Origin of the sequence: Krasilnikovia sp. MM14-A1259 (genome assembly GCF_047159535.1) — a bacterium.
Lineage (GTDB): Bacteria > Actinomycetota > Actinomycetes > Mycobacteriales > Micromonosporaceae > Actinoplanes.
The window spans coordinates 1,146,985-1,159,685 of sequence record NZ_BAAGAJ010000002.1; the positions used below are offsets into that span (position 1 = coordinate 1,146,985).

A 12,701-nucleotide genomic window follows, 5' to 3' on the forward strand; every position below is an offset into this window, starting at 1 on the left:
ACGGCCGCCCAAACAATCTGACAATTCAATAGTGATCCGCTCAACAACCACCAGGTGCTGGCGATAGATGAGCATGGCGGCGCTTCGTGCCGCCGGCCCGCTGACTGGATGGTCGAGGATGCACGCTGACGCAAACGCCGCGGCGCCGCGCTCCCGCGAGGAGACGCGTGCAGCCATCGTGCGCACCAGCAGCATCCGCGCCATACTCGGCCCGGCCGTCGTCACGGTGTACCTGGCGGCCACGCCGTACGGGCAGCAGCGGCCTCTCATGATCGCCGTCGTCGCCGTGATGATCTCGGTGGCGGCCACCACCTGGCGCACGGCAGCGCGTATCGCCCGCTCCCCGGCCCGCGTCGCGATTCAGGCCGCGGGCCTGCTCGTCAGCCTCACCGGCTCGGCCACGTTGAGCCTGCTGGACGGCGGCATCGCCAGCCCGCTCGGGGCGCTGGTACCGATCTCCGTCATGTTCTACGCGATCATGATGCCGCCGCGGGCGTTCGTGATCGTCGCGTCGGCCGCCGCCCTGGAGTACTGGGCAGTCGCCCTGCTCGGCGGTCCCGCCCCCGCCGGCTACGCCGCGGTCTACACGCTGGGCCTGGGCGGGGTGTCGACGCTGTGCCTGCGGCACGCCGCCGCCCTCGCCGCGCTGCGCCGCCGCCTGTCCGAGGTGTCCCGGGTCGACCCGCTCACCGGCAGCCTGAACCGCCGCGGCTTCGACCAGGAGCTCGAACACGCGGTCGCCGAGGCGCGGCGCACCGGGCAGCCGGTCACGCTGATCCTCACCGACCTGGACCGCTTCAAACACATCAACGACACCTGGGGCCATCAGGCCGGCGACGCCGTCCTCGCCGCCACCGCCCACACCATGAAGGGCGCCCTGCGCGACACCGACCAGGTGGGCCGGCTGGGCGGCGACGAGTTCGGGGCGTTGCTCACCGGCACCGGCCCGGAGGACGCCCCCGCGATCGTGGCGCGGATGCGCGGCGCCCTGGAATCCGGCGTTCCGGCCAGCCTGGGCTACGCCAGCTGCCCGGCCGAGGCCGGAACGGTCGAGGAACTGCGCCGGCTCGCCGACGCCCGCGCGTACGCGGACAAGACCGCCCGCACCGGCCGCGCTCCCGCCGAACACCACGTGCGGCAGGCCGGTGAAAAGGGCGCAGCCCCGGGCCTCACCCGGGTCTCCAGCATGGAACGGCGCCGCCGCTCGATCGCCGACATGGGCTGGCTGTGCGTCAGCGACTGCGCCGTCGGCGTCGTGTACGCGGCCGCGTTCGGTCAGCATCAGCCACACCGGCTGCTCGTGGCCGTGTGGTGCACGCTCGGCATGGTGTACGGCGTCTGGTTCGTCCGGGCGGCCGGCCGGTTGAGCCGTGCCCGGCGGGCCCGGCTGCTGATGACCCTGAACGGCGTGTTCATGCTGGCCCTGACGTTCGTCGTGCCGCTGTCGACCGGCGGGATCGCCTCCGCGACCGGTCTGGGAATGCTGGCGCCGATGCCGTTGATCGCGCTCGGCACCCACGTGCGTCTGGCCCTGCCGCTGATAGCACTCAACACCGCCGGGTACTTCGTGCTGGCGGCCGCGCTCGGCTCCACCGGGGTGTGGTACCCGGTCATGCACGCGATCGGCTTCATCGCGGTCGCGGCCGCCTGCGCCGCCCAGGGCCGCGACAGCGCACGCCGGCGGCGCCGGCTCACCGACCTGTCGCAGACCGACGCGCTGACCGGCGTACTCAACCGCCGCGGGTTCGAGGCCCACGTCAGCCGGCTGCTGCGCCCCGGCCAGGCGAGCGGCCTGGTCCTGTTCGACCTGGACGGCTTCAAGGCGCTCAACGACACCGCCGGGCATTCCGCCGGCGACGACCTGCTGCGCTGGGTCGCGGCCACGCTGCGGGAACAGGCGCCGTCCGGTGCGGTCGCCGGGCGCCTCGGCGGCGACGAGTTCGTGGTGCTGTTCCCCGGCGCGGACGTGCGGGCGCACGCCGAACGGCTACGGACCGCGCTGGCGCAGCGCACCGCGGCCAGCATCGGCACGGCCGTCTTCGACGACGACGGCGCGGACTTCGCCTCGCTGTACGCGCACGCCGACGCCGAGATGTACGCGGAGAAGGCGGCCCACCGCCGCAGCGCCCCGCCCCGCCGGGTGGCCGCGCCGCGGCTCAGCGCGCAGTCAGCGTGACCGTGGCCTGAGTGATCGCGGGCACCGCCAGCAGCGCGGCGCGCAGCGCGTCCACCTCCCGGATCAGCTCGTCCGCGGGGCCGTCCGCCGAGACGGGGGCGATCCACACGTTGACCAGCAGCTGCGCCGGGCCGACATAGACCGCCTGCAGGTCGCGCACGTCACCGGGCCAGCTCCGGCCGACCAGTTCCCGGATCGGGTCCAGCACGTCCGGCGGCGCAGACTCCTCCAGCAGCAGTGCCTTGGAGCGGCGGGCCAGCAGCACCGCCACCACCAGCAGCAGCACCCCGATGCAGATGCTGCCGGCCGCATCCCAGGCCGCCCACCCGGTCCACGCGTGCAGGATCAGCGCCACCATCGCCAGCGCGAGCCCGATCAGTGCGGCGGTGTCCTCCAGGTACACCGTGGGCGCGCTCGGGTCGGAAGCCCGGCGCAGGTGCTCGACGATCGAGCGCTGGCGCTTGGCGGCGTCGGCGTGCAACTGGCGGCGGGCCGTCCGCCACGAGTACGCCTCCAGGCAGGCGGCGACCACGAGCACCCCGATGCCGACCCACAGCGACTCCAGCGGCTCGGGGGCGAGCAGGCTGCGCACCCCCTCGGCGATCGACAGGGCACCGCCGATCAGGAAGATGCCCAGCGCGGCGAGGAACGCCCAGAAGTAGCGTTCCTGGCCGTACCCGAAAGGGTGCCGGGCGTCGGGTTCCTTCCTGGACTTGCGCAGCCCGATGAACAGCAGCACCTCGTTGCCGGTGTCCGCGAACGAGTGCGCGGCCTCGGCCGCCATCGAGGCCGAGCCGGTGAGCAGCGCGGCGATCGACTTGGCGGCCGCGATGGCGACGTTCACCAAGACCGCCACCACCACGGTACGGGTGCTCTCTTCGTCCGGATTCGCGTCGGCGTGCTCGTCCATCGCGCCTTCTCTACCCCGCCCGCCCGGCGCTAATCGGCGAACTGCGGGATGACCTCGCGCGCGAAGCGCAGCATGGGCTCGTGGTCGTACGCCACCCGGGGCACGTACACGATGACGTAGTCGATGCCCGCCTGCACCATCCGCTCGATCCGGTCGATCGTGTCCTGCGGCGGCTCGGTCAGGTCGAGCTCCAGGTTGGTGGACTTGATGATCTGGTCGTAGTCGCGGCCCAGGTCGTCGCAGTGCCGGCGCAGCACACCGAGCTTGCGCCGGATCAGCTCCGGATCGCCGCCGCCCACGTTGCAGGCGTCGGCGTAACGCGCCACGAGCTTGAGCGTGACCTGCTCACCGCCACCGCCGATCCAGAACGACGGGTGCGGCTTGCGCACCCCCTTCGGCTCGTTGATCGGCGCGTCGATCGAGTAGTACTTCCCGGAGAACGTGGGCCGCGGCTCGGTCCACATCCGGTGCACGATCTCCACCGCCTCGCGGAACGCGCCCATGCGCTGCGGGGTGTCCACCCACTCATAGCCGTACGCCTTCCACTCGTGCTCGTACCATCCGGCGCCCAGCCCGGCGTACAGGCGGCCCCTGCTGGCGACGTCCACCGTGGAAGCGATCTTGGCGTACAGCGAGGGCTGCCGGTACCCGTTGCAGCCGACCATCTGCCCGATGTGGACCCGGCTGGTGTCGCGGGCGAGCGTGGAGGTCACCGTCCAGCACTCGAACGTCGAGGTGATCGTGGGGGTGGGGATCGTGTGGAAGTGGTCGTACACCCACACCGAGTCCCACGGCCCGGCGTCCGCGGCCCGCGCGACGGCGGTCATCGCCTCGTACTGCTCGACCGGGTCGGCGATCTCGACCAGGTCCATCTTCCATCCCTGCGGCACGAAGACCCCGAAGCGCACACTCATGCCAGCAACCTACCCGGAGATCGTCGCCGCCGCGGGGACGCCGCCGGGTACGGCGTCCCCGCGTGCGGGCCGGGCTCAGCCGCGCGTACGCAGCATGCGGCGCACCTCGTCGGCGCGCTGCAGCAGCGTCTTGCGCACCACCGGCACGGCGTCCGCCGCGGCGGCCTGCGCCACCGGCAGGAACCCGGCGTCGACGCCGAACACCGGGAACAGCAGCCGGGTGTAGACCATCGCCGGTACCATCCCGCCCCGGCCCAGCGCGGGCAGCAGGTCGAGGTACCGCCGCCCGTACGGTGCCAGCAGGTCGTCCTGGCCCGGCTGCCAGAACGCGGTCCCGACCGGGCCGACCGAGCCGATCGGCACCGCCCGGTCCACGGCCACGGTCTGCCACATCGCGGCCTTCTCCGCGGCGTCCGGGGTCGCGGCGCGCACCGCCAGCGCCCGGAACCGTGCGTCCGGGTCGGGGTCGCGGGCCAGCAGCAACTCGACGTCGCGCCCGGTGTCGCCGCCCAGCTCCGCCTTGCGGACCAGCGCCCGCCACTGCAGGTCCACGTCGTCACCGGCCTCGTCGCGCAGCGCGGCGACCGCGTCCAGGTCCGCGGCGGTGCGGGCCAGCCCGCGCAACGCCACCGTACGCCGGCCCGGCTGGGTCGCCAGCCGGGTGCACAGCGCCGCCACCTCCGCGGTCAGGGCGGCCCGCCGGGCCTCCGGCGCCCACCGCGTCGCGGCGTCCCCGGCCAGGCGCAGGTACGGTTCGACCACCGCGTCGGAGGTCTCCACGGCCAGCACCGCGGTCAGGCAGTGCACCACCTCGGCGGCGTCCGCCTCGCCCGTGGTGAGCATGTCCCACACCGAGGCGACGGCGATGCCCCGCGACACCGGGGTGGGCAGGTGCGCGGCGTCGCGCAGCAAGGCGTCGCGGGCCGCGGCGTCCGGCCGGGTGGTGGCGAACGTCAGATCCTCGTCGTTGACCAGATACAGGTCCGCGCCCGGCGCCAGCTCCACCGAAGTACGCGGGCCGCGGACCTCCACCTCGGCCAGTGCGGTACGCACCAGGCCTGCGCCGTCGCGCCGGTACGCGCCCACCGCGAGCACCTGCGGGCGGGGCGGCCCGTCCGGCCCCCGCGCCGCGAGCACCGGGGCGTCCCCGCCGGACTCCAGGGTGAGCCGGTCGGTGCCCGCGGTCTCCAGCCATCCGGCCCGCCACGCCTGCAGGTCGCGGCCGGACGCCTCGGCCAGCGCGTCGATCAGGTCCTGCAACGTGGTGTTGCCCCACGCGTGGCGGGCGAAGTACGCCTTCATCCCCGCGGTGAACGGCTTCTCCCCCACGTACGTCATGAGCTGGCGCAGCACCGCGGCGCCCTTGGGGTAGGTGATGTCGTCGAAGATGGACGCGGCCTCCGCCACGTCCCGCACCGGCTGTCGGATCGGGTGGGTGACCGGCCCCTGGTCCGCCAGGTACGCCGCCAGCTTCTCCCCCGCCAGCAGCCCCGCCCACGCGTCGGTGTACCGGGTGGCCCGGGCGGCGGCCCAGTAGCAGGCGAACTCGGCGAACGCCTCGTTCAGCCACAGGTCGTCCCACCAGCGCATCGTGACCAGGTTGCCGAACCACATGTGCGCCATCTCGTGCAGCAGCACCAGCGCCAAGCTCTCCCGCTCGGCCGGGGTCGGGGGCACCCGGCGCAGCCAGGCGTCGGACCAGGTGACGCAGCCGTAGTTCTCCATGGCTCCGCCGAAGTCCGGCATGAACACCTGGTCGTACTTGTGCTGCGGGAAAGCCATGCCGAACGCGTCGGCGAAGAACGCGAGCCCCTGCGCGGTGACGGTGAAGATCTCGTCGGCGTCGCGTTCCAGCACCGCGGCGAGCGAGCGGCGGGCGTACACGCCGAGGTCGTGGTCGCCGGTCGGGCGGCGGATCTCGTGCAGCGGGCCCGCGTTGACGACCACGTTGTACGTCGACAGCGCCGGGGTCGCCGGGAACGTCCAGCGGCGGGAGCCGCCGAGCTCCTCGACGCGCGGGCCGCCGGTGTTGCTGACCACGGTCCACGCGGCCGGGGCGGTCACGGTGAACGCGTGCGGCGCCTTCAGGTCGGGCTGGTCGAAACACGCCCACACGTGCCGGGCCTCGTCGGGCTCGAACGTCGTCCACACGTACACCTCCCCGTCGGCGGGGTCGACGGCCTTGTGCACCCCCGGCCCGGCGGTCGTGTTGGGCTGCACGGTGCGCACCCGCAGCGTGTTCTGCGCGGCCAGCGCGGGCAGCGCGATCCGCCCGTCGGCGGCGGGCGGCAGGGCGACGCCGTTGAGAGTGGCCTCGAGGACGTCGGCCGTGCAGTCGACGAACGTCTGCGCGCCGGGCTCGGCGCAGGCGAACGTCACGACCGACGTGCACCGCACCTCGGTCCCGGTGGGCAGGTCCGTGAGATCGACCAGGATGTCGTAGCGCTGCACCTGCAGCAGTTCGGCGCGCCGCTGCGCCTCCGCCTGGGTGAGACTGGGGGTGGTCATCGGTCCTCCTCGGATCGGTCCCGTCGATCCGCGGGACGCTGCACCGTCCCGTCGATCCGCGGGACGCTGCTGCGCCGATCGTGCCACCGCGGGGCGCCGCGCACCGCCCCACACGTCTGACAATTGACGGCACGGCGGCGAATGCGCGGCACCGGTCCGCGCGACCGCTATGATCCGGGCGGGTGAACCGGGGAAGGACGACATCATGCGGATCTTGCTGGTCGCGCCCCCCGGAGCGGGCAAGGGCACCCAGGGGGCGTTGATCGCCAACCACTTCCACGTGCCGCACATCGCGACCGGGGACCTGCTGCGCGACCACGTGGCCCGGCGCACCGAGCTGGGCCTGGCGGTGCAGGAATGCCTCGACCGGGGCGAGCTGGTGCACGACGAGATCGTCCTGGACATGGTGCGGGTCGAACTGGAGAAGGCCAAGAACCAGGGCCGCGGGTACGTGCTCGACGGGATGCCGCGCAACATGCCGCAGGCGCGGTCGATCTACCAGGTCGCCCGTACGCTCGACATGACCGCGGACGTGGTGCTGCACCTGGTGGCCGACGACGACGAGCTGGTGCGCCGCCTGCTCGCGCGCGCCGCGCTGGAGCACCGCTCGGACGACACCGAGGAGGTCGTGCGCCGCCGGCTGGCGATCTACCACGACGTGACCCATCCGATCGTCGCCTGGTACGACCAGCGCGGCATCCTGGTGGCCGTGGATGCGATGCAGCCGGTGGACCACGTGTCCCGGCAGATCCTCACCGCGCTGGAGGCGATGCGCCCCCTCATCAGCCTCGTGCCGGAGTCGGCCCGCACGTCCATCGACCTGACCGGGCTGGGCGAGGCGTTCGGGGAGCGGTGACGCCCCGCTGTGCGGGCCGCCGGCTTCTGATCTAGGGTCACTGCATGGGTCTGCGTACGTGGATTCGCGACTGGCCGGTGTACCGGCAGCTGACCGGCCCCGACCCGCTGGGCCGGGGTGCGGCGGTGCAGTCGCCGCGGTCGCGTGAGCTGAGCGCGCGTACCGGGTCCGCGGACTCGGTGGCCCGCTCGGTGTGCCCGTACTGCGCGGTGGGCTGCGGGCAGCGGATCTTCGTCCAGGACGGCCGGGTCACCCAGATCGAGGGCGACCCGGACAGCCCGATCTCCCGCGGCCGGCTGTGCCCCAAGGGCTCGGCGAGCCTGAGCCTGGTCACCAGCCCCCGGCGCCGGCAGACCGTGCTGTACCGGCGGCCGTACGGCACGCAGTGGGAGGAGCTGGAGCTCGACACCGCGATGCAGATGATCGCCGACCGGGTGCTGGCCACCCGCGAGGCGACCTGGGAGGACACCGACGCGCAGGGCCGCGCGCTGCACCGGACGCTGGGCTTCTCCAGTCTCGGCGGGGCGACCCTGGACAACGAAGAGAACTACCTGATCAAGAAGTTGTTCACCGCGCTCGGGGCGATCCAGATCGAGAACCAGGCCCGTATTTGACACTCCGCCACCGTTCCCGGTCTGGGGACCAGCTTCGGCCGTGGCGGGGCCACCGGGTTCTTGCAGGACCTGGCAAACGCGGACTGCATCATCATTCAGGGTTCCAACATGGCGGAGGCCCACCCGGTGGGCTTCCAGTACGTGGTGGAGGCGCGTGACCGCGGCGCCACGGTGATCCACATCGACCCGCGGTTCACCCGGACCAGCGCGCTCGCGGACCGGTACGTGCCGGTACGCGCGGGCGCGGACATCGCGTTCCTCGGCGGGGTGATCAACTACATCCTGAGCAACGAGAAGGACTTCCGCGAGTACGTGCTGGCGTACACGAACGCCTCCACCATCGTCAGTGAAGACTTCCGCGACACCGAGGACCTGGACGGCCTGTTCTCCGGATACGACCCGGAAACCGGCACGTACGACCAGAGCAGCTGGCACTACGCCGGGCACGAGCAGCACGGCCAGGCGTCGGCGGAGGCGCAGCAGGACCGGGAGACCGCGGCCGGGCTGGGCCACGAGTCGCACGGCCCGCCGGTGCCCGCCGACGCGCCCCGCGACCCGAGCCTGCAGCACCCGCGCTGCGTGTACCAGATCCTCAAGCGGCACTACGCCCGCTACACGCCCGAGGTGGTGGAGCAGCTCTGCGGGGTGCCGCAGGAGCAGTTCCGCGCGGTGTGCGAGGCGTGGACGGCCAACTCGGGCCGCGACCGCACCACCGCGCTGGTCTACTCCGTGGGCTGGACCCAGCATTCGGTCGGCGTGCAGTACATCCGCACCGGCGCGATCATCCAGCTGCTGCTGGGCAACATGGGGCGCCCCGGCGGCGGTGTGATGGCGCTGCGCGGGCACGCCAGCATCCAGGGGTCCACGGACATCCCGACGCTGTTCAACCTGCTGCCCGGCTATCTGCCGATGCCGCATCACGAGCGGCACGAGACGTTCACGCAGTGGGTCGATGCGATGCGTCACCCCGGCCAGAAGGGCTTCTGGGCCGGTGCCGACGCGTACGCGGTGAGCCTGCTCAAGGCGTACTTCGGCGACGCGGCCACCGTGGACAACGACTGGGGTTTCGGCTGGCTGCCCAAGCTGACCGGCGACCACGGCACGTACCGGCAGGTCCTGGACATGATCGACGGGAAGATCCAGGGGTACTTCCTGCTGGGCCAGAACCCGGCGGTCGGCTCGGCGCACGGCCGGGCCCAGCGCCTCGGCATGGCCAACCTGGACTGGCTGGTGGTGCGCGACCTGTTCCTCATCGAGAGCGCCACGTTCTGGAAGGACGGGCCCGAGGTGGCCACCGGCGAGATCGTCCCGGAGCAGTGCCGCACCGAGGTGTTCTTCCTGCCCGCCGCCTCGCACGCGGAGAAGGCCGGCACGTTCACCCAGACCCAGCGGATGCTGCAGTGGCGCGAGCAGGCCGTGGAACCGCCGGGCGACTGCCGCAGCGAGTTGTGGTTCTTCTACCACCTGGGCCGGATCATCCGGGAGCGGCTGGCCGGCTCGGCCGCCCCTCGCGACCAGGGCGTCCTCAACCTCACCTGGGACTACCCGCTGCACGGGGCGCGCGGCGACGAGCCCAGCGGCGAGGCCGTACTCCAGGAGATCAACGGCCGCCAGACGGCGACCGGTGACCTGCTGCCCGGCTTCACCGCGCTCAAGGCGGACGGGTCCACCGCGTGCGGCTGCTGGATCTACTCCGGCGTCTACGCCGACGGCGTCAACCAGGCGGCCCGCCGCAAGCCCCGTACCGAACAGGACTACGTGGCCCGCGAGTGGGGCTGGGCGTGGCCCGCCGACCGGCGCCTGCTGTACAACCGCGCCTCCGCCGACCCGGACGGCAACCCGTGGTCCGAGCGCAAGAAGTACGTGTGGTGGGACCCGCAGGCCGCCGCGTGGACCGGGTTCGACACACCGGACTTCGAGAAGACCAAACCGCCGTCGTACCGGCCGCCGGACGGCGCGTCGGGGGTCGAGGCCATCGCGGGCGACGACCCGTTCATCATGCAGGGCGACGGCAAAGGCTGGCTGTACGCGCCCAGCGGGCTCATCGACGGGCCGCTGCCCACCCATTACGAGCCGGTCGAGTCAATGGTGCGCAACCCGCTCTACACCCAGCAGGCCAACCCCACCCGCAAGACGTACGACCGGCCGGACAACCCGCTCAACCCGAGCCCGCCGGAACAGCACACCGATGTGTACCCGTTCGTGTTCAGCACCAGCCGGCTCACCGAGCACCACACCGCCGGGGGCATGAGCCGGCAGCTGGCGTACCTGTCGGAGCTGCAACCGGAGATGTTCGTCGAGGTGTCCCCGCAGCTCGCCGCGGAACGCGGCCTGGCGCACCTGGGCTGGGCGCACGTGGTGACCGCGCGGGCCGCGATCGAGGCGCGGGTGATGGTGACCGACCGGCTGCGGCCGCTGCGCATCGAGGGCCGCATCGTGCACCAGATCTGGATGCCGTACCACTGGGGCGGCGAGGGCCTGGTCACCGGCGACTCGGCGAACGATCTGTTCGGGATCACCCTGGACCCGAACGTGCTGATCCAGGAGAGCAAGGTCGGCACCTGCGACATCCGGCCCGGCCGCCGCCCGGTCGGCCCGGCGCTGCTCGACCTGGTCCGCGACTACCGGAGCAGGGCCGGGCTCGTGCCGGACCACCACACCCCGATGCTGACCAAGGACGCTGACGATGGGAAGTAACAGCCTGTTCGGGCCGCTGGACCCGGCCCCCGACGCCGGGTTCGTCGACGCCGGGCCGCGGATGGGGTTCTTCACCGACACCAGCGTGTGCATCGGCTGCAAGGCGTGCGAGGTGGCCTGCAAGGAGTGGAACCTCGTCCCCGACGACGGTTTCGACCTGCTCGGCCAGTCGTACGACAACACCGGCGGGCTCAGCGCCAACTCGTGGCGGCACGTGGCCTTCGTCGAGCAGCCCGGCCACGGCCCGGAGGAGGCCGCGCCCGGGCCGCAGTTCCTCGGCATGCCGCTGACGGACCTGCCCGGGCGCACCGCCGAGACGCCGCGCACCGACTTCCGCTGGCTGATGATGTCCAACGTGTGCAAGCACTGCACCCACGCGGGCTGCCTGGACGTGTGCCCGACCGGTTCGCTGTTCCGCACCGAGTTCGGCACCGTGGTCGTGCAGGAGGACATCTGCAACGGCTGCGGCTACTGCATCCCGGCCTGCCCGTACGGCGTCATCGACCAGCGGGCCGACGACGGCCGTGCCTGGAAGTGCACGATGTGCTACGACCGGATCGGCGACGGGCTCACCCCGGCGTGCGCCAAGGCCTGCCCGACCGAGTCCATTCAGTACGGCGAACTCGACGACTTGCGCGAGCGCGCCGCCCGGCGGGTGGCGACCTTGCACGAGCGGGGCGTCCCCGAGGCCCGCCTGTACGGCCACGACCCGGGTGACGGGGTCGGCGGCGACGGCGCGTTCTTCCTGCTGCTCGACGAGCCCGAGGTGTACGGCCTGCCGCCGGACCCGGTGGTCGCGACCCGCGACCTGCCCGCCATGTGGAAGCGTGCGGGTGTGGCCGCGGCCGCCATGGTCGCTTCCGTGCTCGTCGCGTTCGCCACCCGGCGGCGCCCGTGAATCCGCGCGGAAACGACGAGGTTCCCGGTCACGGACGCACCGGCGGTGCCGGCGGCGAGCGGCGCGATGGTGGCGGGCGCGGTGATGGCGGGCGCGGTGATGGCGGGCGCGGCGGTGGCGGGCGGGGCGGTGGCGGACGCGGCGACCGTTCGATGGTGCCGCCCGCGCAGTTCCGGTCGTACTACGGCCGCCCGATCGTCCGGCCGCCGGTGTGGCGGCACGACATCGCCGCGTACCTGTTCACCGGCGGGCTCGCCGCAGGGTCCGCGCTGCTGGCCGCGGGCGGGCACGCCACCGGCCGCCCCGCGCTGCGCCGCGCCGGGCGGCTGAGCGCGCTGGGGGCGCTGGGGGCCAGCACGTACTTCCTCATCAACGACCTGGGCCGCCCGGAGCGGTTCCACCACATGCTGCGGGTCGCGAAGCCCACCTCGCCGATGTCGATGGGCACGTGGATCCTCACCGCGTTCGGGGCGGCCGCGGGTGCCGCCGCCGCGGCCGAGGCGGCACCGCTGCTGCCCGCGCGGGGGATGCTCGGACTGGTCCGCCGGGCGCTGCCGCCGGTGGGTGCGGCGGGCGGGTACGCCGCCGCCGCGGTCGCGCCGGCGCTCGCCACGTACACCGCCGTGCTGTTGGCGGACACCGCGACGCCGAGCTGGCACGCCGCGTACCCGGAACTGCCGTACGTGTTCGCGGGCAGCGCGCTGGCCAGCGGCGCCGCGGTGGGCCTCATCGCTGCCCCGTGCGCGCAGGCCGGACCGGCCCGGCGCCTGGCGGTGCTCGGCGCGGCGCTGGAACTGTACGGCGCCCACCGGGTGGAGACGACCAAGGGCGTCCTCAGCGAACCGTACGTGCAAGGGCGGCCCGGCCGGCTGCTGCGTGCGGGCCGCGCGCTGACCGCGCTGGGGATCGCGGGCGGGCTGCTCGGCCGCCGCAGCCGGGTGGTGTCCGCGCTGTCTGGCGTGTCGCTGCTGGGCGCATCCGTGCTGACCCGGTTCGGCATCTTCGAGGGCGGGGTCGCGTCGGCCCGGGATCCGAAGTACACCGTCGTGCCCCAGCGCGAACGCCTGGCGCGGCGCGCCGTCGAGGACGGTCCCGCCGCAGGGTCGTGAGTGCGTGCCCGGTCCACCG

Annotated in this window: 8 protein-coding genes; 5 read left to right on the forward strand and 3 right to left on the reverse strand. The window is 73.0% G+C overall.

From position 1 onward, the window contains the following. Nucleotides 1–118: 118 nt before the first annotated feature. Nucleotides 119–2,176 (forward strand): diguanylate cyclase domain-containing protein, encoded by a 2,058-nt coding sequence (locus ACMCNK_RS04855; RefSeq protein WP_412735185.1) that lies wholly within the window; start codon nt 119–121, stop codon nt 2,174–2,176. Here ACMCNK_RS04855 and ACMCNK_RS04860 read toward each other — a convergent pair. From ACMCNK_RS04860 to pepN, 3 genes are all read right to left on the reverse strand, one after another. Continuing rightward, a complete protein-coding gene (locus ACMCNK_RS04860) occupies nt 2,157–3,086 on the reverse strand; it encodes a cation diffusion facilitator family transporter (protein WP_412735186.1) in 930 nt (309 codons plus the stop codon). The genes ACMCNK_RS04855 and ACMCNK_RS04860 overlap by 20 nt on opposite strands. Nucleotides 3,087–3,115: 29 nt before the next feature. After that, nucleotides 3,116–4,000 carry an LLM class F420-dependent oxidoreductase gene (locus tag ACMCNK_RS04865; RefSeq protein ID WP_412735187.1) on the reverse strand — a complete coding sequence of 295 codons (885 nt, stop codon included), beginning with the start codon at nt 3,998–4,000 and terminating at the stop codon, nt 3,116–3,118. 75 nt (nt 4,001–4,075) lie between these two features. Continuing rightward, complete coding sequence (gene pepN, locus ACMCNK_RS04870; protein WP_412735188.1) at nt 4,076–6,508, reverse strand: aminopeptidase N; 2,433 nt, start codon at nt 6,506–6,508, stop codon at nt 4,076–4,078. A 205-nt stretch (nt 6,509–6,713) separates the two neighbouring features. Between pepN and ACMCNK_RS04875 the strand changes: the two genes are divergently transcribed. From ACMCNK_RS04875 to nrfD, 4 genes are all read left to right on the forward strand, one after another. Next, nucleotides 6,714–7,364 carry an adenylate kinase gene (locus ACMCNK_RS04875; RefSeq protein ID WP_412735189.1) on the forward strand — a complete coding sequence of 217 codons (651 nt, stop codon included), beginning with the start codon at nt 6,714–6,716 and terminating at the stop codon, nt 7,362–7,364. 44 nt (nt 7,365–7,408) lie between these two features. Next, nucleotides 7,409–10,675, forward strand: a complete 3,267-nt coding sequence (gene fdh / locus ACMCNK_RS04880) for a formate dehydrogenase (protein WP_412735190.1) — start codon at nt 7,409–7,411, stop codon at nt 10,673–10,675. Further along, nucleotides 10,665–11,573, forward strand: a complete 909-nt coding sequence (locus tag ACMCNK_RS04885) for a 4Fe-4S dicluster domain-containing protein (protein WP_412735191.1) — start codon at nt 10,665–10,667, stop codon at nt 11,571–11,573. The genes fdh and ACMCNK_RS04885 overlap by 11 nt, the downstream gene beginning before the upstream one ends. Nucleotides 11,574–11,725: 152 nt before the next feature. Beyond that, nucleotides 11,726–12,682 (forward strand): NrfD/PsrC family molybdoenzyme membrane anchor subunit, encoded by a 957-nt coding sequence (gene nrfD, locus ACMCNK_RS04890; RefSeq protein WP_412735192.1) that lies wholly within the window; start codon nt 11,726–11,728, stop codon nt 12,680–12,682. Nucleotides 12,683–12,701 lie beyond the last annotated feature (19 nt).